The organism is Litorivicinus lipolyticus (assembly GCF_009650135.1).
Lineage (GTDB): Bacteria > Pseudomonadota > Gammaproteobacteria > Pseudomonadales > Litorivicinaceae > Litorivicinus > Litorivicinus lipolyticus.
This window is the reverse complement of record NZ_CP045871.1, coordinates 1,743,949-1,769,095: the sequence shown is the minus strand read 5'-3', so window position 1 is coordinate 1,769,095 and position 25,147 is coordinate 1,743,949. Positions and strand designations below refer to the sequence as shown.

Genomic DNA, 25,147 nt, shown 5'->3' with positions numbered 1-25,147 from the left:
TTACTCGATGTCGGTGCGCGCGTAGGTCAGCAAGACCCCAAAGGTCGGGTGATCCAGGTAATGGATGACACCGGAGCGTGCGCGCCGGGTTTCGGTCAGGCGCGGCGTCACCGGCCCTTCGGCGGCGCCATCGACGATGTACTGAACGGCCAAATCGACCTCGGATTCGATGAACTTGGCAATCGAAAAATTGACGTAACCGTCTAATTCAAAGCCCCGCCCAAACCCCAAATCACGGCCGCCGGTAATCCGGATTGGACGGTCTTGGCCTTTTGGCATCAGCCCATGCAACCAGCGCTCGTGAAACAGCACCGATTTGCCCTGGGCCTGAAGTCGATCGGCTTCGGCCAACAGTGTCCGCTCGCCCGGCCCGTAGGGCACCAAGGTCAGGTTGCCATCGACCAAACTCGCGTCCAAGCCCAGTACCTGGGATGCGCGTGCGCTGGGCAGGTCGCCACGGGCGAAGGTTTCATCGACCGCGAACGGGCTGTCTTGGTGTTTGAATACCAGCATTTCTACTTCGTAAAAGCGCGCCTGGGCCTGGGCCACTAGCGCCACGGACAGGGCGAGTAGGGCGGCGCTGATGCGGATGATCGGGGTCATGCGGCGTACTCCGGTTTCAGGGTTTCGAACAGGTCTTCCAGCAGCGCAAAGCGGCTTTCGGGTGTCGGACAATCCTGCACCACTTTGAGCCCGTCGGCACCGTCCAATCGGTACCGCATGGGTAGGGTTTGGACCAGTTTGATCAGGTGCATAGGTTGGACTTGGGTGTTAGGCGCGAACTCGACCTTGCCACCTTTTTCGCCGGCACTGATGCGTTTTAAGCCGAGCTGCTTGGCGCGGACCCGCAAATGGCCTTGGCGCAGCAGGTTGTGCACGCTGTCGGGCAAGGTGCCGAAGCGGTCGACCATTTCAATGCGAATGTCCTCGAGCGCGTCCGCGGACTTGGCCGCGGCAATGCGCTTGTACAACTCCAGTCGCGCCGGCACGTCCGGCAGCCAGTCGTTGGGAATCAAGGCGGCCACCTTAATGTCGACCTCGACGCCGCTGCGCAGGGGTTTTTCAAGGGCCGGTTCGCGCCCTTCGCGGATCGCGTTGACGGCTTCCTCGAGCATTTCCATGTACAAACTGAAGCCGATGGTTTGCATCTGGCCGGATTGTTGGTCGCCTAGCAACTCGCCGGCGCCGCGAATTTCCAAGTCATGCGAGGCCAACATAAAGCCTGCGCCCAGTTCGGTCGCCATGCTGATGGCTTCAAGTCGTTTGACCGCGTCGCCGGACAGGGCGCTGGGGTCAGGTGTCAGCAAATACGCATAGGCTTGGTGGTGGCTGCGCCCGACTCGGCCGCGTAGCTGGTGCAACTGGGCCAGGCCGAATTTATCGGCGCGGTCGATCAAAATGGTGTTGGCATTGGGCACGTCGATGCCGGTCTCGATGATGGTCGAGCACACCAGCACGTTGAAGCGCTTGTGGTAAAAGTCGCTCATGACTTTTTCCAGTTCGCGTTCGCGCATCTGGCCATGGCCGACCACGACCCGGGCTTCGGGCACCAGTTCACGCAGGCGTTCGGCCGTGCGTTCGATGGTTTTGACGTCGTTGTGCAAATAGTAGACCTGACCGCCGCGCAACAATTCGCGCAACATGGCCTCTTTGACCAGCGCCAAATCGAAGCTTTTGACAAAGGTTTTGACGCTCAAGCGGCGTGCCGGCGGGGTCGCAATAATCGACAAATCGCGCAGCCCAGACATCGCCATATTCAACGTACGCGGGATCGGCGTGGCGGTCATCGCCAACACATCGACCTCGGAGCGCAGTGACTTCATCGCCTCTTTTTGGCTGACCCCAAAGCGGTGCTCTTCGTCGATAATCAGCAGGCCCAGGTTTTTGAACTTCATGTCCCGGGACAGCAGCTTGTGGGTGCCGACTAAAATGTCGACCTGACCGGCGGCGGATTTTTCCAGCACCGCGGTGGTCTCTTTGCTGCTGCGAAAGCGCGACAATAGTTCGATGTTGACCGGGAACTCGTTGAAGCGGTCACGGAAGTTTTCGAAATGCTGTTGGGCCAACAGCGTGGTCGGCACCAAGATGCCTACCTGGTAACCGGCCTGGACCGCGACGAAGGCGGCGCGCAGTGCGACCTCGGTTTTACCAAAGCCAACGTCACCACAGACCAATCGGTCCATCGGGTGCGGCGCCCGCAAATCGCCGATGACCGCATCAATGGCGGTCTGTTGATCGGGCGTGGTTTCGAACGGGAATTCGTCGGCAAAGCGCTGGTATTCCAGCTCGTGTAGCTCGTGGGCACGGCCGGGGCGCGCGGCACGGCGGGCGTAAATGTCGAGCAACTCTGCGGCTTTGTCGCGGACCGACTCGGCGGCTTTTTTGCGCGCTTTGCTCCACCGATCCGAGCCCAGTTTGTCGTGCGGCGCGCTGTCGACGTCGGCGCCGGAGTAACGGGCCAATAAATCCAAATCGACCACGGGCACGTAGAGTTTGCTGCCGCCGCGGTATTCAAGGGTCACGAATTCCAGGGTCTGATTGTCGACGTCCAGGGTTTGAAGGCCACTGTAGCGGCCAATCCCGTGTTCGACGTGGACCACCGGATCGCCTTCGTTGAGTTCGGACAGATCGCGCAGTTGCAGGTCGCTGTTGACCGCGGTTTTTTTGCGCTGGCGGCGCTGGGGGACTTGGGTACCCAGCAAGGCCGCTTCGGGGATGATCGCCAAACCGTCAACGATAAAACCCTGGTCCAGCGCCCCCAATGTCATATTTAGGGCGGCGCGTGCGACCCCGGCCAGGTCATCCACTTGGGTCGGCTTGTGGTTGCCATCCAAGCGTTCCAATAGCGAGGCTCGGCGACCGGGTGACTCGGCGACCAACAGGACCTGGCCGTCGAAGCCGTCGACGAATTGATACAGCGCCGCCATCGGGGTCTGGGCGCGCGGATTCAGGGCCACGTCCGGCAGCGGTTTGACCGGCAACTTCGACACGCCACAGCTACCGGGCGGCGTCGGGCCGACAAACAACCGGCCGATCTGGTTTAGGTTTTGGTAGATCGCCTCGACCCGGACGTACAGTGCACTGGGTTCTAGTAACGGACGGTAGCGGTCATGGCGCAGGTTGTTGTAGCGCGCCTCGACGTCTTTCCAGAAGCGGTCAACCGAGGAATCGATGTCGCCGATGCTGAGGCTGACGGTGCCGGCGGGCAGGTAGTCAAATAGGGTGCTGAGTCCGTCGAAAAACAGCGGCAGGTAGTATTCGACGCCGCTGGGCGGCAGCCCGTCCGAGACATCGTTGTAGACCGGGCAATCGCGCGGGTTGTCCTCAAAGGTGTCGTGCCAATTCATCCGAAAGCGGCGAATGCCGGCTTCGTCCAAGGCCGCCTCGCGCGCGGGCAGCAAGCGGATTTGGTCAACCTGGTTAACCGTGCGCTGGGTTTCCGGATCAAAGGCGCGCAGGGTTTCGATTTCGTCATCAAACAGGTCAATCCGATACGGCAGCGGCGACCCCATCGGATACAGATCCAGTAAGTTGCCACGGATGGCGTATTCGCCGTGCTGATAGACGGTGTCGACGCGGCGATAACCGGCCCGTTCTAGGCGTATTTTAAAGCTCTCGGTTTCCAGCGACTCGCCGACGCGCATGGCAAAGGCGGCGCCGTCCAACCAGTGTTTTGGAACCAGCCGTTGGACCAGTACCTGGGCGGGGACAAAGATCAGGCCTTCGGTGATGTTGGGCATTTCCGCCAGCGCACCCAAGCGCGCCGAAACAATGTCGTCGTGCGGTGAAAAGCTGTCGTACGGCAGTGTTTCCCAGTCCGGCAACGTGATAATCGGCGCATCCGGCGCAAAGAACGGGACCTCGCGCTCCAAGCGCTGGGCGGTGGCGCTGTCTGGGGTGACGACTAGGATCGGGCCACGGGCTTGATGCCAGGCTTCGGCTAGGGCGTAGGCCCACGCAAATTCAGCAACTTGCCAGGCTTGGCGGTCACCGGGAGTCGGAAACTTCAATGAAACGGCCTTTGATGTGTTTAGGCGCGCAGTATACCTTAGCGGCTTGGCGCCGTGGGCTGGTCCGGGCGCTGATTACCGAGACCCTAGAATGAAACGAATAGCGATTGATCCGAAATTACTCGGTGCCCAGCACTGGTTGGCACCCTTGGGCACCTTGGTCCCGGTGATGGGGCGTCACACCGATCCGGCCGCGCTGGCGGACGTTGACGCGCTGGTGATTCGCTCGGTGACGCGGGTCGATACGGCGCTGATGGCGCACACGTCGGCGGATTTTGTTGGCACCACCACGATTGGCTTTGACCATATTGATCGCGATTTGATGGCGCAACGTGGCATTCGCTGGACCAATGCGCCGGGCTGTAACGCGCTGGCGGTGGCGGATTATGTCGAGTCGGTGATGGCGCATTGGTGCGCTGACCAAGGCCGCGCGGTGGATTCGTTGCGCGTCGCCGTGATCGGTGTTGGCGGCATTGGCCGTATCGTCGCACAGCGGCTTGCGGCCATGGGGTGCACGGTGATGCTGAACGATCCACCGCGCCATGCCGCCGGTGACTTGCCCGAGCACGTGGCGCTGGCGGATTGCCTGGCCCAGGCCGACGTGATCAGTGTGCACGTGCCGCTGATTACCCAAGGCCCGACGCCGACCCGCGATTTGCTGGGGCTAACGGAGCTTGATTTGTTGGGCGCGGATCAATTGCTGATCAGCGCCGGACGTGGCGGGGCGGTTGATAATTCGGCCCTGCGCGCGCGCTTGCAACAGCCCAATGCGCCGCGGGCAGCGCTGGATGTGTGGCACGGCGAGCCGGACATTATGCCCGAGCTGTGGCCGCTGGCGTGGATCGCGACGCCGCACATTGCTGGCCACGCGCTGGAGGGCAAGTTGCGCGGTACCTGGATGGTGGCACAGTCATTGGCCGCGCACTGGGGCGTCGAGTTCAGCGGGCCGAGCGTATCCGAGGTGGCCGCCGGGATGTTGGCCAAACCGCGCCAGGCCCGCGAGCTGGACTGGATCACGCGGGCCCACCAAATTTACGATGTGCGTGCGGACGATGCGCGTTTTCGGGCCGCGCTGGATGGCCTGACCGGGGCTGCCTTGGCGGCCGCATTTGATCAATTGCGCGACGGCTATCCCAAGCGCCGCGAAATACACGACTGAACTATAAGGAACGTTATGCAGGTTGCTTTTTTAGGGTTGGGTGTCATGGGTTACCCCATGGCTAAACATTTACACGACGCCGGCCACGAGACCTGTGTTTACAACCGCACCACGGTTAAGGCACAGGCCTGGGCCGGGGACACCGGCGGCCGCTGGAGCGCCGATCCGGTCCAAGCCTGTGTGGGCGCCGACGCGGTGTTTATGTGCGTCGGTGATGACCCGGATGTGCGTGCGCTGGTCGGCCAGTTGTTGGCGTCCGAACACTGCCCGCGGATCATTGTCGATCACACCACCACCAGCGCCGAGCTGGCCCGCGAGATGGATGCGGCCTGTCGTCAAAAGGGCGTGTCCTGGATCGACGCGCCGGTATCGGGTGGCCAAGCCGGGGCCGAAAACGGCGTGCTGACGGTCATGTGCGGCGGCGATCAGGCGGCCTACGACCAGGTTGCCCCGGCGATCGATGCCTTCGCCCGCCAGCACCGTTTGATGGGGCCGGCCGGGTGCGGCCAGCTGACCAAAATGGTCAACCAGATTTGTATTGCCGGCCTGGTCGAAGGCTTGGCCGAGGGCGTCAACTTCGCCCAGGCTGCCGGGCTGGACGTCGAGGCGGTAATCGGAGTTATCAGCAAAGGCGCGGCCCAGTCGTGGCAGATGGAAAATCGCTACCAAACCATGGCGCGCGGTGAATATGACTTTGGCTTCGCGGTTGAGTGGATGCGCAAAGATCTGGGCCATTGCTTGCGTGAAGCCCGTCAAAACGGCGCCGCTTTGCCGGTGGCGTCGCTGGTGGATCAGTTTTATGGCGAAGTTGAAAACATTGGTGGTGCGCGCTGGGACACGTCCAGTTTGTTGGCCCGCTTGAACACCCTGCGCCCCTAATGAAAGCACCGCCTCGGGACCGAATGATGGGCTGGTTGGCCCGGCGTGAATACGGATTTGACGAGTTGGTCGAGCGCGGTATGCGTGACTTGGAACTGACGCGGCCGCAGTCCGAGGCGGTGGTTCAGCGACTGACGGACGACGGTTTGCAGTGCGACCAGCGTTTCGTTGAAAGCCTGATTCGGTCGCGGGTGCGTAAGGGCCAAGGGCCGCTGAAAATTCGCGCGGACTTACAGTCCAAGGGCATCAGTGATCCGGTGATTCGGGACGCGCTGGACGCAGCCGACGTTGATTGGTTCGAGTTGGCGCGGCACAGGCTGGAGCGCAAGTTCGGTCACCAACCGGTTGATGATGAGCCCAAAGAGCAGGCCCGCCGGTTGCGGTTTTTGGCTGCCCTGGGGTATCCCCAAAGCATGGCCTATGCGCTGATCAAAGATTAGGCGACTTCGGACGGATCCATCAGTTCGACTTGTAGTAATTCCAATGCCACCTCGGCGCGGCGTTCGGCGCTGGAACTGAGGCGGTCGGTTTTCAGGGTGCGCAGGAAACGCGCAACTTCGCCGGTGTCGGGCATAGCGTCCGGTGTATGGCGTTCATTTAAAAAGCGACGCACCCAATACAGGTAGTCTTCGGATGCGCGGCGCGATACCAGCCGTTCGTGGAGCAGGTTTTGGTAGCGTTGAAGGATGTGCGTGTGCAGGTCTGTGGCATTCATAGGTGACCGTCCTGTGGCAAGTTGGCGGTAGCTCGATTTGATTTTTATTGAGCCCCTTAAGTCTAGTCAACACAGGCTAACGCCGTCTGCTGGACGGCGTACCAAAGTCCTAAGTCAGGGGGTGCGCCTAAATTTCGCGCGCAGTATGACACTTATTTTTGGCGATTGGAAGTTTGTTACGTCGCGGCTTAGTAGCCTGCCAGCCGCCAGTTGGTTGACTCAGGATCATTCGGTGCCGTTTTGCCCGGTCGAACTTTGAGTGCGTGACACACTGCAAAGCACAGGTCCGCGCGATTCAAGGTGTAGAAGTGGAATTCATCAATGCCTTCGGCCTGTAATGCCAGTACCTGCTCGATGGCGATGTTGGCGGCGATCATGTTGCGCGTCTCGGCATCGTTGTCCAGTCCGTCAAACGCATCCGCCATCCAGTCCGGCACTTTGGTGCCACAGGCATCGCTAAACCGCTTGGTGGTGGCGTAGTTGGTGACGGGCAAAATGCCCGGAATGATGGGCTTTTCAATTCCAGCCAGTACACAGGCATCACGAAAACGCAGGTACACGTCGGTGTCAAAGAAGTACTGGGTGACGGCCATCGACGCGCCGTTGTCGAATTTGCGTTTTAAGTTGTCCAAATCAAAGCGCGCGCTGGGGGCTTCGGGGTGAGCTTCGGGGTAGGCGGCGACGGCGATTTCAAAGTCGTGGCGCTTGGTCAATCCGCTGACCAATTCAGCGGCATAGGGATAGCCGCCGGCGTGCGGTTGGTATTTTTCGCCGGCGCCACCGACCGGGTCACCCCGTAGCGCCATAATACGGCGCACACCCATGTCCCAGTAGCCGTCAGCGATGTCGTCAATTTCGCTTTGGTCGGCGCCGACACAGGTCAAATGCGGCATGGTCGCAAGCCCGCTGTTATCACTCAGTTGCTTGACCACATCGTGGGTTCGTTCACGCGTGCTGCCGTCGGCGCCATAGGTTACCGAGACAAATTCAGGTGACAGGCCTTTCAGGCGGTCCACGGTCTTCCACAGGCTGGCTTCGGCTTTTTCAGACTTGGGCGGGAAAAACTCGAAGCTGACCTTGGGGGGCTTGCGGGCGCCGAAACGGTGTTCAAGGCGGTTGCGGCGTTCGTGGGCAGGCAGATGCATATGAGTCACTCCGTGGATATATAAAGATAGCGTTATATCCATAATATAAGGATTTCTTTATATGTCCAGTTGTTTGGGTTTATTGCTCGCCAAAAGTCAGCGACGCCCAAAGGCTTTCCCAGCGCGGTTGGTTGGGTCCGCTGTCCGCCAGCGGCCGAATGATGACGGCGTCCAGCAGCACCTGGGTGCTGCCGGACCAGGCAAATTCAAAGCGTCCGTTAGCATCGGTTTGGGTGTGTTCAAGGCCGTCACCGGGTTTGCTAAACCGAGTCACTCGGTGATTGGCAAGGAGGCCCGTGGGGCCAAACAGTCGGCCGCTGATACGCCGACTTTGGTAGGGATTTTCAGTCAACACGATCTCGATCGGCAAGCCGACCCGGGTGTCGTCGCCGTCGACGCGGTTGAGCGTGACCAGGGATTTGGCGTAGCGATAGTAGCGTTCGATGATCGGGCCGTCGGGGTAGCGCGCGCGGTGCTGGGCCAATAGTCCGGGGTAGCCTTTTTCGTCGGCAAAGGCGTTGAAGGTAGCGTCGTCGCGGTAGCGGACGCGGTTGTCTTGGGTTTGGTGGACGATTAGGTGCAGCCCGTCACCGCGTAACTGGGTGTTCAGTGCCGGGATGTCGCCGTATTGGCCGGTCAAGGGCGAGACCTGGCCGTTGTGGTGAACTTCGGAACGCGCGATTTCATGGGTCAGATAGGGCATGGCGACGCCTGCAAAGGATTGGCCGACCCGTAATTGAGCGCTGAAGTCGCCGCCGGTTAGGTGATAGCGCGACGGTTCAATCCAAAACTCGTGGGCGCCGGCTGTGGTCACGGTCAGGGCGATGAGGGCTAAAAAACTAGAAATTGTGTGGCGGGCTGTGGACACTAGTGGGCCTTAATTAACTGTGTAATGAGTGGCGTGATGATCCGTGCGTTGTTAGTCCTGTGTAAAGCCTGTTTGTTGTGGATGGCGGTAAGTGCGAACGCGCACACCGTGCAACCGGGTATTGCGACGCTGGCGCTGGACGCCGCACGGACGCAATTGTCGCTTCGCGTCAACGCCGAAGTCATTATGGCCGGTGTTGATGTGACACAGATTAATGACACCGACGCGCTGGAGGGGGATGCGGCGGCTCGCTACGGTGACTTGCGTGGGTTGACCGATGCAGCGCTGGCGGAGCGTTTAAACAATGACCCGGCATGGTTGACTGGGGTTCGCTTGCAAAGCCCCGCGGGGCCGCTGACGTTAAGCCTAGTGGACGTGGCGGTCGAGCCGCAGCCGGATCCGGAGTTGCCGCGCTTTACCACGGTGACCTTAACGGCGTCGCCGGCGTCGTCGGTGCGTTTGGCGTGGGCGCCGTCCTACGGCGAGTTGGTCGTGCGCGAGCGCGACGGTGGCTATAACGCCTTTTTGGCTCCCGGCGAGTGGAGCGCCATGGTCAGTTCAGGCCAGGCTGCGTTGTCGACGTGGGATGTGATGTCGACCTATATCGTCAGTGGTGTCGCGCACATTATTCCCATGGGTTTGGATCATATTTTGTTCGTCGCCGGGCTATATTTCTTTGGCGCGGGGCGTGGCGCGCTGATCGCTCAAATCAGTGTCTTTACGGTCGCCCATACGCTGACCTTGGCGTTGGCCAGCCTAGCGATCGTGCGTATCAGCCCGGCCATCGTCGAGCCGCTGATCGCCGCCTCGATTGTGTATATCGGTGTTGAAAACCTGTTGCGGCGTGGCCGAACCGGGCTCAGCCGTCGCCTGATGTTGGTGTTCGCCTTTGGCTTGTTGCACGGACTGGGTTTTGCCTCGGTGCTGTCGGAATTTGGCTTGCAGGCCGGGGCCTTCGGGCTCAGCTTGATCAGTTTCAACGTCGGCGTCGAAATCGGCCAGTTATTGGTGATCGCGCCGCTGGCGCTGTTGCTGGGAACCTGGGCGGCGCGTCAAGATTGGTACCGCGCCGCGGTTCAGGTGCCGGCGTCGTTGGCGATTGCCGCCGTCGGCGCCTATTGGGTGCTGGAGCGCACGCTACTGGCGTAACGCCTCAGTACCCCAGCACTGGGGCCAACCATCGCTCCGATTCGGCCAGCGGCTCGTCGCGCAACGCGGCGTACTGCTCGACCTGGTCCGGGCCGATTTTGCCCAACTGAAAGTAACGCGATTCGGGGTGGGCGAAATAAAAGCCGCTGACCGATGCGGTCGGCCACATGGCCAGGCTTTCAGTCAGGGTAATGCCGGTCGCCGCGGTCGCATTCAACAGCTCAAACAGCTCGGTTTTTTGGCGGTGATCCGGACAACTCGGGTAGCCCGGTGCCGGCCGAATGCCCTGGTATTCCTCGCGAATCAGGGCGGTGTTCGTCAGCGCCTCATCAGCCGCATAACCCCACAATTCGGTTCGCACCTGGTGGTGCAGGTATTCGGCAAAGGCTTCGGCAAAGCGATCCGCCAGGGCTTTCAGCATGATCGACGAGTAGTCGTCGTGGTCCGCTTCGAAGGCGGCGATGTAGGGGTCAATGCCGTGACCGGCGGTGACCGCAAATCCGCCGACCCAGTCGTCTTGGGTATCGACAAAATCGACCAGCGACAGGTTGGCAATGCCATCGGCCATTTGCTTTTGTTGACGCAAGCACGCGACCCGCGTGCCATTGATGTCCAGCGCCTCACCGTCACGTCGTGCCGGCCAAATACCGACCACACCGCGCGGCGTTAACCAACGTTCGGCCTTCATTTTTGCCAGCATGGCCTGGGCATCGACGTACAGTTTTTTGGCTTCGACACCCTTGACCGGGTCGTTCAGTAGGTCTGGGAAACGGCCGCTGAACTCCCAGGCGTTGAAAAAGGGCATCCAATCGATAAAGGCTTCCAGCTCGTCCAGGGACGGCTCGACGGTTTTGACGCCGTGCCAGGCCGGCGCCACTTTACGGCTGAAATCTATCTGGCCGGCGTTGCTTTGGGCGTCTTCAAATTCGAGCAGGCGCTGCTTGTCGCGACCGGCGTGGGCACTGCGCTTTTTTTCGTGGGCTTGGCTGATTTCGGCGGCATAGTCCGCGCGTCCGTCGCTTAACAGGCGCTGGGCGACCCCGACCGCACGGCTGGCGTCTTTGACGTAGACCACGGTGTTGGCGTAGGCCGGATCGATTTTGACTGCGGTGTGGGCCGGGCTGGTGGTCGCCCCGCCAATCATCAGCGGCGTGTCGAAGCCTTGGCGCTGCATTTCGGCGGCGACATGGACCATTTCATCCAGCGACGGCGTGATCAACCCCGACAACCCGATCAGATCCGCATTGTGTTCCCGGGCGGCGGTCAAAATGGCGTCGCTTGACACCATGACGCCGAGGTCAATGACTTCAAAGTTATTGCATTGCAGGACCACGCCGACGATGTTTTTGCCGATATCGTGAACGTCACCTTTGACCGTGGCCATGATGATTTTGCCGGCGCTGCGTGACTGGCCGTCGCCTTTTTCAGCCTCGATAAAGGGAATTAGATGAGCTACGGCCTTTTTCATAACCCGGGCCGATTTGACGACTTGAGGCAGGAACATTTTGCCCGCGCCAAACAGATCGCCGACTTGGTTCATGCCCGTCATCAACGGTCCTTCGATAATTCGCAGTGGGCGCTCGCCTTGTTCGGCGGCGGCGACCCGGGCCAGCTCAACGTCCTCGACCACGTGGGCGTCGATGCCCTTGACCAGCGCATACGCCAGGCGCTCGTTGACCGGCAGGTCGCGCCAGGCTTGACTGGCTTTTTCGGCGACTTCGCCGGTGCCGGCGAAACGCGGCGCGGCGTCGACCAGCCGCTCGGTGGCGTCGTCGCGACGGTTCAAAATGACGTCTTCGACTAAGGTGCGCAGCTCGTCATCCAGGTCGTCATAGATCGACAGCATGCCGGCGTTGACGATGCCCATGTCCATGCCGTTTTGGATGGCGTGGTAGAGGAACACGCTGTGCATGGCTTCGCGCACGGGGTTGTTGCCGCGAAAACTGAACGAGACGTTGCTGACACCGCCTGAAATACGCGCGCCGGGGCAGCTGGCTTTGATTTCAGCGGTCGCTTCGATGAAGTCCAGCGCGTAGCGGTCGTGCTCGGCAATGCCGGTGGCGACGGCGAAAATGTTGGGGTCAAAAATAATGTCGTTGGGGTCCATGCCGACGGTGTTGACCAGCAAATCGTAGGCGCGTTGGCAAATTTCGACCTTGCGGGCGCGGGTGTCGGCCTGGCCGGTTTCGTCAAACGCCATGACCACACAGGCGGCGCCATAGCGGCGCAACAGCCGTGCTTGTTCAAGGAAGGGCGCTTCGCCTTCTTTAAGGCTGATGCTGTTGACCACAGCTTTGCCCTGAACGCATTTCAGGCCGGCTTCGATGACGTGCCACTTTGACGAGTCCAGCATGACCGGGATACGTGCGATGTCAGGTTCGGCGGCAATCAGGTTCAAAAAGCGGACCATGGCGGCCTCGGAATCCAACATGCCCTCGTCCATGTTGATGTCCAAAATTTGGGCGCCGCTTTCGACTTGCTGTAACGCAACTTCCAAGGCGGTGTCGTAGTCGTCGGCTTGGATCAGCTTGCGAAAGCGTGCAGAGCCGGTGACGTTGGTGCGCTCGCCGACGTTGATAAACAGATCGCCTGCGCCTTGGGTCATGGGTTCCAGTCCCGACAATCGTAGTGCCGGCGCCAGAATCACCGCCCCGCGCGGTGTGGCGTCGCTGAGGCGTCGGTGCAGCTCTTGGATATGGCGCGGTGTGGTGCCACAGCAGCCGCCGACGATGTTGAGCCAACCGGCGTCGGTGAACTCTTTGACGATGTCGACCATTTCCGAGGCGCTTTGATCGTATTCACCGAACTGGTTGGGGAGTCCGGCGTTGGGGTGGGCGCTGATCGGGAATTCACAGGTCTTGTGCAATTCCAGCAACCACGGGCGCAGTTCGGCCGCGCCCAGGGCACAGTTCAAACCGACCGAAATCGGGTTGGCATGGCGAATCGAGTTGACGAAGGCCTCGACCGTTTGGCCGGACAGGGTGCGACCCGAGCCGTCGGTGATAGTGCCGGAAATCATGATGTCGATGGGCTGGCCGCGTTCGGCGCTGACCTGGTCGATGGCAAACAACGCGGCACGGCAGTTTAGGGTGTCGAAAATAGTTTCGACCAAGATCACATCTGCGCCGCCGTCCAATAGGGCGTGGGTCGCCAGCGCATAGGTCTCGGCCAACTGGTCAAAGCTGATGCCACGGAACCCTGGGTCGTTGACGTCCGGGCTGATCGATGCGGTTTTGTTGGTCGGTCCCAAGACCCCGGCGACGTAACAGGGGCGGCCGCTTTCAGCACTGACTTGGTCGGCGGCCTGGCGGGCCAGACGGGCGCCTTCAAGGTTGAGTTCCTGGACCAACGCTTGCATGTCGTAGTCGGCCATGGACGGGTCGTTGGCGTTAAAGGTGTTGGTCTCGATCAGGTCGGCACCCGCGCGCAGGTACGCCAGGTGGATATCGCGGATGGCATCGGGCTGGGTCAGCGTCAACAAGTCGTTGTTGCCTTTAAGGTCGCTCGGCCAATCGCTAAAGCGTGTGCCGCGGTAGTCGGCTTCGCTGAATTGGTGTGCTTGGATCATGGTGCCCATGGCACCGTCCAAAAAGACAAGACGTTGTTGAATCAGGTCGCGTAGGCTCATGGAAATCGTTCCGTCGATGGCAGTTAGGGACGCAGATTAGCGGCATTCTTTGTAAATATAAAGATTCCTTTATATGAATTCGAATGCGCTCGTATTATTCAGGTGGAACGTGGGCATGCTTTGGACATCACAGGCACTGGCGTGGGCGTGGACGGTGGCGTTTGGCTACTGGGTCATGCTGCCCTATGAATTGCGCACGCTGGAGCCGTCGGCGCTGACGGATTCGGCCGCGGCGCTGGGTGTGCTGGTGTGGGGTTGGGCTGGCTTTCAGACCCTGTCGGCACTGGCGCGTGGGCGCGCAGATGGCGCCGCCAGTGCGTCGTTCTGGGTGGGCACGCTGGCGCTGCTGTGTTCCAGTGGCCTGTACTTTGTGACCTTTAACGTGCCCGGTGCCTGGCCGTCGCTGCGCTTTAAAGAGTTGGCCGGGTTTGAAACGTGGGACGTGTCACGTGCCGGTGATGGCGTGCGCTATGTCGGGCCGATTTCGCCGGCCGGTGTCGCCCGTGTTAAATCACTGTTGGCGCCGGGGGACCGGCGGTTGCTGATCGATTCGCCGGGTGGCATCGTCGGGCCGGGCTTTGAGTTGGCGGATTTGGTTAAGGGGCGTGGGTTAACCGTCGAGGTCCAGCGCATCTGTGCGTCGGCCTGTACGCTGGCATTTTTCGCCGCCGACCAGCGCGCGGTATCGCCGCATGCCCGGATTGGAGTGCACCGTATTGCGGCGCTGGACAGCGCCCAGGATAACCCCAAGCAGTTGGCGCGTATCGGCCGTATTGCCGACGCGGTGTTGTTGGCCGGTGGCTTTCCGGCGGAATACATCGGCTATGGGTTTGAGCGCGGGCAGCGCGCCATGTTTTGGCTGGCCGCGCCGGAATTAATCGCGCGCGGGTTGGCCCGCCCGCTGGGTCGTTAAAGGCTGGGTTTTCGCGCCACCAACAAGGTGATGTCCGCGTCTTGGCCGGGCAACTCGCGGTGATGATCCGGCGTTAACTTGGCGGCACGGCACCAGGCGTCGATACTGGCCGGCTCAATGCCCAGCTTGACCCCGGGGCGGTCGGTGCCGTCGGTGAAGGCCACGATCATCAAGCGTCCGCCGGGGGCCAATACGCGTGCCGCCTCGGCGACCACGGCCTCGGGCTGGTCGGCCAGATACAACACCTGATCGATGGTGACGGTGTCAAAGCTGTTGTCGGCAAAGCGCATTTGGTACATGTCGTCTTGACGAATGGTGCAGTGCGACAGCCCCATTTCAGTCAGTTTGGCGCGCGCCACGCTGACCATTTTGCGTGACAAATCGATGCCGGTCCCGCGTGTGCAATGCGGCCCCAATACCGACAGCATGCGCCCGGTTCCGGTCGCCACGTCCAACAATTCGCCAATCGGTTCGCCGGTCATGTCGTCGACCACGGCGTCGGCAAAGGCGCGTTCATCGCCGTGCAAATCGTGCAGGTGGCGCCACTCGGGGGCGTCGTCTTCGATGTAGTCGCGCGACAGTTTGGCGCGCGCCTGGCGGACCTCGGCCAAGCGCGTGTCGTCGGCGTTCAATTCGCTGTCGTCGCTGGGCATAAAGGGTGCTACGGCGCTGGCCAAGCGGTGGCCGCTGCCATTAAGTGGCACGCGATAGTAGACGTGGTGTTGTTCGCGAAAGCGTTCAAGCACACCGGCGTCGCACAACAGTTTCAGGTGGCGCGATACGCGCGGCTGACTTTGGCCCAAAATTCGGACCAATTCGCTGACGGTCAGTTCGCCCTGCGCCAGCAGCCGCGTCAGGCGCAGCCGCGTGGGTTCGGCGATTGCCTTGAGGGCGTCAACCAGTTCGATCAGGTCCGGGTACATACAGCGCCTTATTATAAACAAAGGGTTATGTTCAGCCGCGGCGGCGGCTATTGCAAGCGCCGGACGGGTGCAAGGGATGGCGGTCGCTGGTACTATCGCGCGGCACAAAATCATCCAATGAGGTTTTCCATGACCAGCGCCGACATCCGCAGCGCCTTCCTAGAGTATTTCCGCGAGCACGGCCACGAGGTGGTGAAGTCCAGCCCGTTGGTGCCGGGTAACGACCCGACGCTGCTGTTTACCAATGCCGGCATGGTTCAGTTCAAGGACACCTTTACCGGTCAGGAAACGCGTGCGTACAACCGCGCGACCACGTCCCAGCGCTGCGTGCGTGCCGGCGGCAAGCACAACGATTTGGAAAACGTCGGTTACACCGCGCGCCACCACACGTTTTTCGAAATGTTGGGCAATTTTAGCTTTGGCGACTACTTCAAACGCGACGCGATTAAGTTTGCGTGGGAGTTTTTGACCGTGCGCATGGGGTTGCCGGCGGAAAAGCTGTGGATCACGGTGCACCACGAAGACCAGGAAGCCGAGGATATTTGGCTGAAAGAGATGGGCGTCAGCGCCGAACGTTTCAGCCGCCTGGGCGACAAAGACAACTTTTGGATGATGGGCGACACCGGTCCGTGCGGGCCGTGCTCTGAAATTTTCTATGACCACGGGGAAGACGTGCCCGGTGGTCCGCCAGGATCGGATGGCGAGGACTTGGATCGCTACATCGAGATCTGGAACCTAGTGTTTATGCAGTTCGAGCAAAAGCCGGACGGCTCGCGCACGCCGTTGCCCAACCCCAGCATCGACACTGGCATGGGATTGGAGCGTATCGCGGCGGTGATGCAGGGCGTGCACTCGAACTATCAGATTGATTTGTTCCAGGCGCTGTTGAAGTCGGCGCGTGACGTGACCGGCACCGACGTTCAGGAAAGCCACAGTTTGCAAGTGCTGGCGGATCACATCCGGTCGTGCTCGTTCATGATTGTCGATGGGGTGTTGCCCAGCAACGAAGGGCGCGGGTACGTGCTGCGCCGGATCATTCGACGCGCGGTGCGCCACGGTAATAAGTTGGGCGCCCAGGGCACGTTTTTCCACAAGATGGTGGCGGAATTAGTCCACCAGATGGGCGAAGCCTACCCCGAGTTAGTGGCCAAACAAGCCGAGGTCACGCGGATTCTGAAAAGCGAAGAAGAGCAGTTCATTCGGACCTTGGATGCGGGCATGAAAGTGTTGGATGACGCCATTGCGGCGTTGGACAGCGCGACACTGCCGGGCGACGTGATCTTTCGCTTGTATGACACCCACGGTTTCCCGGTCGATTTGACCGGCGACATTGCGCGCGAGCGCGAATTGGCGCTGGACATGGACGGCTTCGAGGTGTGCATGCAACGCCAGCGCGAACAGTCACGCGCCAAAGGTGGTTTCGGCACGGACGTGGTGTTGGACGTCGACGGCGATACCGAATTTTTGGGCTACAGCATGCTGGATGCCAAAGCCGAGGTGTTGGGCGTGTCAGTCGACCAAGCCTTGGTGGCGTCGGCCGGTGTCGGCGCGGCGGTCGGTGTGGTGCTGAACCAAACCCCATTTTATGCCGAAAGTGGCGGCCAGGTCGGCGACTTTGGCACCTTGACGTCGGACGACGGTTTGATCGTTCGGGTCACGGATTGCAAAAAGAACGGCCGTCACTTCCTGCACGTCGGCACGGTTGAAGCGGGTACCTTGACGCCGGGCATGACGGTCAAGGCCAGTGTGCTGGGCGAGCGCCGCACGGCGACTGCGCTGAACCACTCGGCCACGCACTTGCTGCACGAAGCGTTGCGCCGCGTGTTGGGCACCCATGTTGAACAGAAAGGGTCGTTGAACGATCCCGATCGCCTGCGCTTTGACTTCAGTCACCCTGAGGCGGTCAGTGCCGCGCAGCTGGTGACCATCGAAGGCATGGTCAATGCCGAAATTCGCGCCAACCATGCGGTCGAGACGCTGATTACCGACATGGACACCGCGGTCGAAAAGGGCGCGATGGCGCTGTTTGGCGAGAAATACGGTGAAAGCGTGCGGTTGTTGTCAATGGGTCAATTCAGTGTCGAGCTGTGCGGCGGCACCCACGTTGAACGGACCGGCGACATTGGCTTATTCAAGATCGTGTCCGAAGGCGGAATCAGCGCCGGCGTGCGCCGGATCGAAGGCGTCAGCGGCGTCAATGCCGAAGCCTTCGTTCGCGGCCAAAGCGAGCAGTTGCAGCGCGTGGCGGGCTTGGTTAAGGGTTCGGTTGATGATGCCGCACATCGGGTCCAAAAGGCCGTCGAGCGCGTTAAAGAATTGGAAAAGGAAGTCAGCCAGCTGAAGCGTAAGTTGGCATCCGGCGCCGGTGGCGATTTGACCGCGGACGCGGTTGAGATCAACGGCATCAAGGTGTTGGCGGCGCGGATTGACGACATTGATCCGAAAACATTGCGTGAAACCGCAGACCAGATGAAGAACAAGCTGGGACGGGCGATTGTGGTGTTGGCGACGGTGTCGGGCGACAAAGTCAGTTTGGTGGCGGGCGTTACCAAAGCCGAAAGCGCGACCTACAAGGCCGGCGATTTGGTCGGTGTGGTCGCAGCCCAGGTCGGCGGCAAAGGCGGCGGACGTCCGGACATGGCGATGGCGGGCGGCACCGATCCGAGTGGATTGGATGCGGCGCTGGCGGGTGTTGTCGAGTGGGTTAAGGCCCAGGCTTAACAGAATTTAGAGGAAACAAGTTTGGCACTTATAGTTCAGAAGTTTGGCGGCACCTCGGTGGGCACGGTCGACAAGATCAAGGCCATCGCCGAGAAGGTCCAAAAGTTCCGCAGCGCCGGCCACCAAATCGTCGTGGTGGTCAGTGCCATGAGCGGCGAGACCAACCGGTTGGTCGCGTTGGCTGACGAAATGCAGGCGCGTCCTGATGCCGCCGAGTACGACACTATTGTCAGTACCGGCGAGCAGGTGACGATGGCGCTGTTGAGCATGGCGCTGAAAGAGCGCGGCTGTGATGCGCGCAGTTTCACCGGATGGCAGTTGGGCATGCACACCGACCATTCGCATGCCAAAGCACGCATTAAGCGGATTGATGAAACCCCGATTCGGACCGCGTTGGACGCCGGCCAAGTCGCCGTCGTCGCCGGATTTCAGGGTATCACCGATGACAATCGCATCAGCACACTGGGCAGGGGTGGTTCGGACACCACGGCGGTGGCGATTGCGGCGGCGTTGAAGGCTGACGAATGCCAGATCTATACCGATGTTGATGGCGTTTACACTACCGATCCGCGCGTGGTCGACAGCGCGCGCCGGATGGAAACCATCACCTTCGAGGAAATGCTTGAGCTGGCGTCATTGGGCTCAAAGGTGCTGCAAATTCGTAGTGTCGAGTTTGCCGGCAAATACAAAGTTCCGCTGCGGGTCCTTCATGCGTTTGAAGACGGCCCCGGCACATTGATTACCGTAGAGGACCACAATCAGATGGAAAGCCCCGTTATTTCTGGAATCGCGTTTAACCGAGATGAAGCCAAGGTGACCTTGCTGGGTGTGCCGGACGTGCCGGGCGTGGCCGCGGCGATTTTGGCGCCGGTCGGTGATGCCAATATCGAAGTGGACATGGTCGTGCAAAACGTCGGTGAAAATAACACCACGGATTTCACCTTCACCGTGCACAAAAACGATTACGAGCGTGCCATGGAGTTACTGGAATCCGTGCGTGTGTCGTTGAATGCCCGCGAATTGCGTGGCGACAACGCCATCTGCAAGGTGTCGGTGGTCGGGGTTGGCATGCGCTCGCACGCAGGTGTCGCCAGCACCATGTTCAAGACCTTGGCGAGCGAGAGCATCAACATCCAGATGATTTCGACGTCCGAGATCAAGATTTCGGTCGTGATCGAAGAGAAGTACCTGGAGTTGGCGACGCGCGCATTGCACAGCGCGTTCGATTTGGCCGCGGTCTAAGCGGCTTGGTTTCCGCGTGATTAGCCGCCGGTTTTGCCGCGTGATCGATGGCGCGGTAAAAGGCTAACAAAGCGGTTTCAAGTTACGTAAACACTGGTTATACTGCGCGCCAGTTAAATCACGGAGAAGTGGGTGAGTGGCTGAAACCACACCCCTGCTAAGGGTGCATACTGTAAAAGGTATCGAGGGTTCGAATCCCTCCTTCTCCGCCATATTCAATAAAAGCCTCGATGCATGCATCGGGGCTTTTTTTATGGCGGAAAAGAAGTGGGATTAGAACCCGAGCAGAGGGTTCGACAAAATCGCCCGGATGGCGATTTTGAACGCGAAGCCTGCGTGCGCAACGCGCGAGGCGGAGCGGCCCCGAAGGGGCGAGGGCGCAGGATGCGGCCGAGTAATCCCGACGCGGTCGGCGTTCGAGATGGCCTCGATGCATGCATCGGGGCTTTTTTTATGGCGGAAAAGAAGTGGGATTGTAATCCCCCCAAAATCAAGCACTCAACACATCATAAATCAGCTTGCACGACACCAACCCCAGCCCAATTTCAACCGCGGCAAAAAATACCTGCTCGTTGATTTTCCGGGTCAGGTAGGCGCCCAAAAACGTTCCCGCCAGCCCCGTGGGCAATAGCCACACCGCCAGCCACAGGTCATCCGCGGAATACGGTTGAAGCGCCATATAGGGCGGTAATTTGGCCAGGTTGATGGCGGCAAACGTCAGTGTCGAAGTGCCGGCAAAGGTCAGTTTGTCGAGCTTTTGCGGCAGCACATACATTTGAAAGGGCGGCCCGCCGGTGTGCGAAATGAAGCTGGTAAACCCCATCACCGTTCCCCATCCCACCCCGGCACGGCGATTCGCCGGTTTCGCCATCGGTACCTGACTGCGTTTGGCCCAGTTGTACGCAACGAACGTCAGTCCCATCACCCCAATCAACAACGACACCACCGCGTCGGACACCCAATGCGCGGTCGAATAGCCAATCGCAATGCCAAAAAATCCCGATGGAATCAGTATTTTCAAGTTGGTGGTCGAAAATCGACGGCGGTACAGCCAGACACCCACGCAATCCGTCGCGATGTAGATCGGCAACAACAGCGCGGCACCCTTTAAGGGGGAAACCACCAGCGACAACACCGGCACCGACAGCATCGCAACGGTCGGCAGTCCACCTTTTGACAGGCCGACGAACAGTGCGGCAATGCTGGCGATGAGTAGCGTGGTGCTGTCGAGTGGCATGGCGGGGGTCTCTTGAATTCGACTAGTTTGGTCGCCCGATCACGACATTACAATGATCGGACCTCGGCACAGCGGCACACCCGACTCTGCACTGTGTGTCATTCTGCGTGGTACTCTAGCCGGCGCATGGAAGCGGACTAACAGAGCGATCAACCAAGCAATGAATGAGCCATCCGAAATCGAGGCCCTGGCCAAATTGGCCGACGGGATCGGCCGCCGAGACGAGTTTGAATCCACGTTGCGCAGTTTAGGCCGCACCGCAGTGCCGGCGGAGGTGTTGGCGCAGTTGCTGGAAAAAGGCCCGGTTGACGCGCGCCCGCATTCGCCCTCGCTGATCGTCAAGCATTGGCGCGGTGGCTATGGGCTTGGTGTTTCGTATTGGCTGATTGGTATCTGTGTTGGCCTACTCAGCTCACTATTCGCATGGTTCATCACCGAGCTGTATTGGATGGAACCCTGGTCGGTGACGATTCAGTTGCTGATGCTGTTGGCACCGGTCATCAGCCTGTGCGGGCTAACGGTCTGGCAGGCGGTCGGTGTGTGGCGCTCGGCCGGGTGGTCAATCGCAATCAACCGGCGAACCCGTCGAACCAACTTTTGGGCCTATGCGGCGCGCGTGATGACGCTGCTTGGCTTAATTTCCCAGACGCCAGCGCTGATCGAGTCGGCCAGCGAACTGGAAGAAATGCTGCGCGACGGGTTCTTGGAAATGGCCCAGCGCCCGTCAATTTTTCCGGATCCGGACGACCCCACCACCTTGATTTTTGAGGGTGACATTACGGTCGGCACTGGCTATACCTTTCGCCAACAAGTCGAGCGCTACCCGGGTTTAAAACGGCTGGTATTACGCAGCGATGGCGGTCGCATCGTAGAAGCCGAGCACATGGCCAAGGTGGTCGCGCGCCGGGGCCTGGACACCCACGTCATTGAGGAGTGCAGCTCGGCCTGTACCCTGGTTTTTTTGGACGGTCAGGCACGCACGATCCGGCCGTACGCGCGGCTTGGCTTTCACCGAGTCAGCAACAACACGGACACCGTGGACGAACAGGTTGCGGCGACCCGGGCGGTTTACCCGCGGCTGTCGGACGATTTTGTCGCCAGTATTGTTGCGACCTCGCCCGCTGAAATGCTTTACCCCAGCAACGATTGGTTGCTACGTGAGCAACTGATCACCGAGTGGCCGATTCCCACCGCCGACGATTTTACTTTTATTGATGCCGATTTGGCGCCGCTGGCCCCAGCGGTCTTTGATGCGCTTCAAACCCAGGCCCGAAATGGCGATTCGGACAGCGCGTACCAAGTGGCGTACGCCTATGCACTGGGCCAGCCGGTGGCGCGCGATTTGGCCATGTCTCGGGCGTTGTTTGAGGTGCTGGCGGGCGATGGAGTGGGCGCGGCCCAGTCCGCACTGGCGGAGTTTTACGAGTTTGGGGTAGGCGGCGTGTCGGCCGACGCTCAGTGGGCACTGTTTTGGGCGATTCGGTCGCTGCAAAATGGCGTGACGTCCGCGCAGATGCTGACGGACTACTATCAGGGTAGGGTGCCGGCGTTGCAGGTGGCAGTGCCCGACTTGAGCTTGGAAGTGGTGCCTGAATTTGGCGCGCGCTGGGACGAACCCTTGGCCCTGGGCACCGATGTGTACTTGCTCGAAGCCGGTGATCGCAACCTGGTGTGGGTGCCCAGTGCCGGGCAGCTTGGGTTAGTCGATCCCGGCCACCTGGCGCCCAACACCCCCTAACACATCGCTAAAGTTCCCGTGCAAACGGGATCGATGCCGCCGCGCCGGAGCGTGACACCGCGATGCTGGCGGCGCGCGATGCCAACTTCATGGCCGCGCCCAACGATTGCCCCGTACTCAGTGCGCTCAATAGGTACCCCGTGTAGGTGTCGCCGGCGGCGGTGGTGTCGACCACCTGGGCGGGCAAGGCGGGACAATTAATCACCGCGCCGGTGCGGGCATAGCCGGTGGACCCGGCGCCGCCTTGGGTGACGACGGCGATGGCCGGGCCTAATTGGTCGATGGTTTTGGCGGTCGCGTGGCACAATTGCGCCGCTTCGATTTGGTTCACAATCAAGCAATCAATCATCGGCAACACGGCCAACGCCACGTCCAAATCAAAGGGCGCGGCGGCATAGGCCACCGTCATGCCCTGGGCTTTCGCCGCTTTCACGAACGGGGTTTGGCCGGACGTTTCATTTTGAAAGAGCGCCCAATCGCCGGGCTTTCCAGTTTTCAGCGTCGACCCATCAACCGCATGGTTGGCCCCAGGGTTGACGATGATTTGATTCTCGCCATTGGCGTCAACGCACACGATCGCACTGCCGGTGGGAGCGCTGACGTGGGCAATCGCGTCGGTGTTGACGCCTTCATGGGTCAGCGCATCGACCAGCCATTGGCCATCACTGCCAACGCAGCCGTAGTGGTAAACGCCGGCGCCGGCGCGCGCCATGGCGATGCTCATATTCAGACCCTTGCCGCCGGCTTCGGTGCGCAGTTGTTGGCTGATAACGGTCTCGCCGGGTGCCGGCAGCGCCGCCACCGTAAACAGGTGATCAATGTTGATCGACCCCAGGTTGTGAATGGCCATGTTTGGATTACCTCAGGCGGTTGATTCGCGCACGATCAGTTCCGGTTCCGGTTCCGGTTCCAGCTTCAGTTGCGGGGGAATGTCGGCGCCATTTTGAAGGTGATTAATGATGATGCTGGCGGCTTGCAGCCCCATGTCGAAGCCGCCTTGGCGACGTGGCTGGGCTGGAAATCGAGTTGGTCGATCGCGGCGGCGACACGCTGGGCGGTGCCGTCGGATACAAAACGGGTTTTGTTGATGACGTGTGACACGGTGGATACGGATACATTAGCAACCCGTGCGACGTCTTTGATACTGGCCATAAATAGTGTGTTCCAAGCATGTTGCGAGCCAGCCGCTGGGGCTGACCCGCAAGGGGTGGGACAGACTACTGCGCGATCAGCTGCAGCGGTACCGGTGTGTAGTCGGCGACGCTTTGGCCTTTGATGATTTTGTCAGCGGTCTCGATCCCTAACGAACCGATCATGCCAGCTTGTTGTGCCACCGTCGCCAGCATGCTGCCGTCTTGGACGGCTTTCACCGCATCACCGGTGCCGTCAAATCCCACCACTAAAATGTCACGGCCGGATGCCTGAATGGCTTTGATGGCGCCCAACGCCATTTCGTCGTTGTGGGCGAACACGGCCTGGACATCGGATTGCGCTTGCCGGATGTTTTCCATCACGTTGAGGCCCTTGGTGCGGTCAAAGTCAGCCGCCTGGCGGGCAACTACCTTGACGCCGGATGCTGAGTCCACGGCTTGGTTAAAGCCCATGCCACGGTCGCGCGCGGCCGACGTGCCCGGCACGCCTTCAAGTTCAACGACCGAGCCGGATTTACCCAGCTTTTGCAAGATCAGGTCATCCGCCATCTGGCCGCCCTGAACGTTGTCCGATGCGACGTGTGACGCCACCGTGCCCGAGGTCGCGCCGCGCTCCAGCGACAACAGCGCAGTCATCTAAAACGGCACTCCGCAGCGCAAAATAACGTTGTAGTAGGGCGTGAAATCGCCGGTTCGGATAATCGCTTTGCATTGCCGCGTCAGTTGTTTGAACTGCTCGTGCGGCAACGTGTCGGCATCGGCCGCCAGCGCGTGGGACCAGCCTTGGCTGATCGCGGACAGCAACCGCGTTTGCTGACCTGAATCAAGGTCCAGTTCGTGCGCGTAGGTGATCGACTCGACGCACAACTCGCTCGACAGGGCATTGAGGAGTTGAAGCGTGCTGGGCAAACTGGGCGACACACTCAGGTCAATCCGTTCGGGGCCAGCTGGAATCGGCAGGCCAGTATCGGCCACGCAGATGAGGTCGCCGTGACCCGCTTCGGCGACGATTCTGGACAGTGCGCTGTTGAGTAATAACGTCTTTTTCATGGACCCTGCTTGTTTGTCTTTTTGATCCTGATTTCGAAGTTGGCGCAATAAAAACCTTTGCGCAAAGGTTTTTATTGGTCGTGGGGGCGTGCCGGTTTGACGGGTGCGTGGGTATTTTCCGGCCAATAATGGACGTCCGATGGAACATGGCTTAGGTCGCTTGCCGACGTCGGCACGCCTTTCATAGGCTGTGGGTTCATGCCACGACGGAGAACCCGCGATGAACAATAACGACCGTGACTTTGTGTCCTTGCCACTGGAGTGCGAACAGGCATTGGCTGATGAGCGCGAACGCCAAAAACCCTTTTTACGCCCATCAGTGTTAGTGGCGATCCTGGTCGCGGTGGCGGCGATTGGGGCGTACGTGTCTAGTCGCTAGCGGGCTTCCCGTTTTGTCTCAAATTCTGAGCGCCGAAGGGGCGCTTTAGTGACGCCACACCCAAAAGGCGTCAACCATGAGCACACGTCAAACCCATATCGCCGCCGGCACTGCACTGGGTGGCCCGGTCGGCGCCGTGGCCGGTGCCACGCTGGGTAATTTCATTGGCCTGGATCGTATTCATGATCAACAGTTGGCCCTGGCCGAGCATTCGCCGGACATCAGTCAGCAACAACTGGC

22 protein-coding genes, 1 tRNA gene and 1 pseudogene are annotated in these 25,147 nt (G+C 60.3%); 10 read left to right on the top strand and 14 right to left on the bottom strand.

The genetic code is table 11. The features are described from left to right. Together GH975_RS08940 and mfd are read right to left on the bottom strand one after the other, a co-directional pair. Positions 1–603 carry a CsiV family protein gene (locus GH975_RS08940; protein ID WP_153714190.1) on the bottom strand — a complete coding sequence of 201 codons (603 nt, stop codon included), beginning with the start codon at positions 601–603 and terminating at the stop codon, positions 1–3. Continuing rightward, entirely contained in the window at positions 600–4,010 is a 3,411-nt protein-coding gene (mfd, locus tag GH975_RS08935) for a transcription-repair coupling factor (RefSeq protein WP_153714189.1), read from the bottom strand. The genes GH975_RS08940 and mfd overlap by 4 nt, the downstream gene beginning before the upstream one ends. 91 nt (positions 4,011–4,101) lie before the next feature. Between mfd and GH975_RS08930 the strand changes: the two genes are divergently transcribed. The 3 genes from GH975_RS08930 to GH975_RS08920 are packed head-to-tail and all read left to right on the top strand — an operon-like array spanning position 4,102 to position 6,488. Continuing rightward, entirely contained in the window at positions 4,102–5,169 is a 1,068-nt protein-coding gene (locus GH975_RS08930) for a 4-phosphoerythronate dehydrogenase (RefSeq protein ID WP_153714188.1), read from the top strand. Positions 5,170–5,184: 15 nt separating this feature from the next. After that, positions 5,185–6,048, top strand: a complete 864-nt coding sequence (locus GH975_RS08925) for an NAD(P)-dependent oxidoreductase (RefSeq protein WP_153714187.1) — start codon at positions 5,185–5,187, stop codon at positions 6,046–6,048. Then, on the top strand, positions 6,048–6,488 hold the full coding sequence (locus GH975_RS08920; RefSeq protein ID WP_153714186.1) for a regulatory protein RecX: 441 nt from the start codon (positions 6,048–6,050) through the stop codon (positions 6,486–6,488). The genes GH975_RS08925 and GH975_RS08920 overlap by 1 nt, the downstream gene beginning before the upstream one ends. Here the strand turns inward: GH975_RS08920 and GH975_RS08915 are convergent. The 3 genes from GH975_RS08915 to GH975_RS08905 form a co-directional block, all read right to left on the bottom strand. Beyond that, positions 6,485–6,763 carry a hypothetical protein gene (locus GH975_RS08915; protein WP_153714185.1) on the bottom strand — a complete coding sequence of 93 codons (279 nt, stop codon included), beginning with the start codon at positions 6,761–6,763 and terminating at the stop codon, positions 6,485–6,487. The genes GH975_RS08920 and GH975_RS08915 overlap by 4 nt on opposite strands. A 188-nt stretch (positions 6,764–6,951) precedes the next feature. Next, the gene (gene metF / locus GH975_RS08910) at positions 6,952–7,908 is read right to left on the bottom strand and encodes a methylenetetrahydrofolate reductase [NAD(P)H] (RefSeq protein WP_153714184.1); all 957 of its coding nucleotides are present in this window, start codon (positions 7,906–7,908) and stop codon (positions 6,952–6,954) included. A gap of 79 nt (positions 7,909–7,987) precedes the next feature. Further along, a complete protein-coding gene (locus GH975_RS08905) occupies positions 7,988–8,722 on the bottom strand; it encodes a DUF4198 domain-containing protein (RefSeq protein WP_170272604.1) in 735 nt (244 codons plus the stop codon). A 90-nt stretch (positions 8,723–8,812) separates the two neighbouring features. Here GH975_RS08905 and GH975_RS08900 point away from each other — a divergent pair, with 90 nt between their 5' ends. Continuing rightward, a complete protein-coding gene (locus GH975_RS08900; RefSeq protein ID WP_170272603.1) occupies positions 8,813–9,925 on the top strand; it encodes a HupE/UreJ family protein in 1,113 nt (370 codons plus the stop codon). Positions 9,926–9,929: 4 nt separating this feature from the next. On the opposite strand, the gene metH is transcribed toward GH975_RS08900, so the two are convergent. Then, positions 9,930–13,553, bottom strand: a complete 3,624-nt coding sequence (metH, locus tag GH975_RS08895; RefSeq protein ID WP_153714181.1) for a methionine synthase — start codon at positions 13,551–13,553, stop codon at positions 9,930–9,932. Positions 13,554–13,668: 115 nt separating this feature from the next. Here metH and GH975_RS08890 point away from each other — a divergent pair, with 115 nt between their 5' ends. Continuing rightward, complete coding sequence (locus GH975_RS08890) at positions 13,669–14,466, top strand: hypothetical protein (protein WP_153714180.1); 798 nt, start codon at positions 13,669–13,671, stop codon at positions 14,464–14,466. Here the strand turns inward: GH975_RS08890 and GH975_RS08885 are convergent. Further along, a complete protein-coding gene (locus GH975_RS08885; protein WP_153714179.1) occupies positions 14,463–15,389 on the bottom strand; it encodes an ArsR/SmtB family transcription factor in 927 nt (308 codons plus the stop codon). The genes GH975_RS08890 and GH975_RS08885 overlap by 4 nt on opposite strands. A 129-nt stretch (positions 15,390–15,518) precedes the next feature. Here GH975_RS08885 and alaS point away from each other — a divergent pair, with 129 nt between their 5' ends. The 3 genes from alaS to GH975_RS08870 all read left to right on the top strand — a co-directional run bounded on the left by alaS (position 15,519) and on the right by GH975_RS08870 (position 19,564). Beyond that, entirely contained in the window at positions 15,519–18,110 is a 2,592-nt protein-coding gene (alaS, locus tag GH975_RS08880; protein WP_153714178.1) for an alanine--tRNA ligase, read from the top strand. Positions 18,111–18,131: 21 nt separating this feature from the next. Further along, positions 18,132–19,352, top strand: a complete 1,221-nt coding sequence (locus tag GH975_RS08875; protein WP_153714177.1) for an aspartate kinase — start codon at positions 18,132–18,134, stop codon at positions 19,350–19,352. Between the two features lie 122 nt (positions 19,353–19,474). Then, positions 19,475–19,564 (top strand) — tRNA-Ser (locus tag GH975_RS08870). 278 nt (positions 19,565–19,842) lie between these two features. Here the strand turns inward: GH975_RS08870 and GH975_RS08865 are convergent. Next, positions 19,843–20,589, bottom strand: coding sequence for a sulfite exporter TauE/SafE family protein (locus GH975_RS08865; RefSeq protein WP_153714176.1), 747 nt, complete (start codon positions 20,587–20,589; stop codon positions 19,843–19,845). 160 nt (positions 20,590–20,749) lie between these two features. Here GH975_RS08865 and GH975_RS08860 point away from each other — a divergent pair, with 160 nt between their 5' ends. Continuing rightward, positions 20,750–22,327 (top strand): hypothetical protein, encoded by a 1,578-nt coding sequence (locus GH975_RS08860; protein WP_153714175.1) that lies wholly within the window; start codon positions 20,750–20,752, stop codon positions 22,325–22,327. 7 nt (positions 22,328–22,334) lie between these two features. Here the strand turns inward: GH975_RS08860 and GH975_RS08855 are convergent, their stop codons facing one another. The 5 genes and pseudogenes from GH975_RS08855 to rbsD all read right to left on the bottom strand — a co-directional run bounded on the left by GH975_RS08855 (position 22,335) and on the right by rbsD (position 24,528). Further along, positions 22,335–23,177 carry a ribokinase gene (locus tag GH975_RS08855; protein ID WP_153714174.1) on the bottom strand — a complete coding sequence of 281 codons (843 nt, stop codon included), beginning with the start codon at positions 23,175–23,177 and terminating at the stop codon, positions 22,335–22,337. Positions 23,178–23,189: 12 nt separating this feature from the next. Next, positions 23,190–23,312, bottom strand: a complete 123-nt coding sequence (locus GH975_RS12255; protein ID WP_272482781.1) for a hypothetical protein — start codon at positions 23,310–23,312, stop codon at positions 23,190–23,192. Between the two features lie 83 nt (positions 23,313–23,395). Further along, positions 23,396–23,479: pseudogene (locus GH975_RS12340) on the bottom strand (LacI family DNA-binding transcriptional regulator); the annotation flags it as partial. A 65-nt stretch (positions 23,480–23,544) separates the two neighbouring features. Then, positions 23,545–24,114, bottom strand: coding sequence for a substrate-binding domain-containing protein (locus GH975_RS08845; protein ID WP_153714172.1), 570 nt, complete (start codon positions 24,112–24,114; stop codon positions 23,545–23,547). Beyond that, positions 24,115–24,528 (bottom strand): D-ribose pyranase, encoded by a 414-nt coding sequence (gene rbsD, locus GH975_RS08840; RefSeq protein ID WP_153714171.1) that lies wholly within the window; start codon positions 24,526–24,528, stop codon positions 24,115–24,117. It abuts the gene before it with no gap. Between the two features lie 220 nt (positions 24,529–24,748). On the opposite strand from rbsD, the gene GH975_RS08835 reads away from it, so the two are divergent. Further along, positions 24,749–24,907 carry a hypothetical protein gene (locus tag GH975_RS08835; RefSeq protein WP_153714170.1) on the top strand — a complete coding sequence of 53 codons (159 nt, stop codon included), beginning with the start codon at positions 24,749–24,751 and terminating at the stop codon, positions 24,905–24,907. Between the two features lie 70 nt (positions 24,908–24,977). Here the strand turns inward: GH975_RS08835 and GH975_RS08830 are convergent, their stop codons facing one another. Beyond that, positions 24,978–25,139, bottom strand: a complete 162-nt coding sequence (locus GH975_RS08830) for a hypothetical protein (RefSeq protein ID WP_153714169.1) — start codon at positions 25,137–25,139, stop codon at positions 24,978–24,980. Between the last annotated feature and the right edge of the window lie 8 nt (positions 25,140–25,147).

What these genes read in the sequence shown, in the direction of transcription:
- GH975_RS08920 (WP_153714186.1), top strand. Translation starts at nt 6,048, where the DNA reads ATGAAAGCACCGCCTCGGGACCGAATGATGGGCTGGTTGGCCCGGCGT.
- metH (WP_153714181.1), bottom strand. Translation starts at nt 13,553, where the DNA reads ATGAGCCTACGCGACCTGATTCAACAACGTCTTGTCTTTTTGGACGGT.
- GH975_RS08835 (WP_153714170.1), top strand. Translation starts at nt 24,749, where the DNA reads ATGAACAATAACGACCGTGACTTTGTGTCCTTGCCACTGGAGTGCGAA.
- GH975_RS08915 (WP_153714185.1), bottom strand. Translation starts at nt 6,763, where the DNA reads ATGAATGCCACAGACCTGCACACGCACATCCTTCAACGCTACCAAAAC.
- GH975_RS08855 (WP_153714174.1), bottom strand. Translation starts at nt 23,177, where the DNA reads ATGGCCATTCACAACCTGGGGTCGATCAACATTGATCACCTGTTTACG.
- alaS (WP_153714178.1), top strand. Translation starts at nt 15,519, where the DNA reads ATGACCAGCGCCGACATCCGCAGCGCCTTCCTAGAGTATTTCCGCGAG.
- GH975_RS08860 (WP_153714175.1), top strand. Translation starts at nt 20,750, where the DNA reads ATGAATGAGCCATCCGAAATCGAGGCCCTGGCCAAATTGGCCGACGGG.
- GH975_RS08845 (WP_153714172.1), bottom strand. Translation starts at nt 24,114, where the DNA reads ATGACTGCGCTGTTGTCGCTGGAGCGCGGCGCGACCTCGGGCACGGTG.
- GH975_RS08865 (WP_153714176.1), bottom strand. Translation starts at nt 20,589, where the DNA reads ATGCCACTCGACAGCACCACGCTACTCATCGCCAGCATTGCCGCACTG.
- GH975_RS08940 (WP_153714190.1), bottom strand. Translation starts at nt 603, where the DNA reads ATGACCCCGATCATCCGCATCAGCGCCGCCCTACTCGCCCTGTCCGTG.
- GH975_RS08900 (WP_170272603.1), top strand. Translation starts at nt 8,813, where the DNA reads ATGATCCGTGCGTTGTTAGTCCTGTGTAAAGCCTGTTTGTTGTGGATG.
- GH975_RS08925 (WP_153714187.1), top strand. Translation starts at nt 5,185, where the DNA reads ATGCAGGTTGCTTTTTTAGGGTTGGGTGTCATGGGTTACCCCATGGCT.
- GH975_RS08890 (WP_153714180.1), top strand. Translation starts at nt 13,669, where the DNA reads ATGCTTTGGACATCACAGGCACTGGCGTGGGCGTGGACGGTGGCGTTT.
- rbsD (WP_153714171.1), bottom strand. Translation starts at nt 24,528, where the DNA reads ATGAAAAAGACGTTATTACTCAACAGCGCACTGTCCAGAATCGTCGCC.
- GH975_RS12255 (WP_272482781.1), bottom strand. Translation starts at nt 23,312, where the DNA reads ATGGGGCTGCAAGCCGCCAGCATCATCATTAATCACCTTCAAAATGGC.
- GH975_RS08930 (WP_153714188.1), top strand. Translation starts at nt 4,102, where the DNA reads ATGAAACGAATAGCGATTGATCCGAAATTACTCGGTGCCCAGCACTGG.
- GH975_RS08885 (WP_153714179.1), bottom strand. Translation starts at nt 15,389, where the DNA reads ATGTACCCGGACCTGATCGAACTGGTTGACGCCCTCAAGGCAATCGCC.
- metF (WP_153714184.1), bottom strand. Translation starts at nt 7,908, where the DNA reads ATGCATCTGCCTGCCCACGAACGCCGCAACCGCCTTGAACACCGTTTC.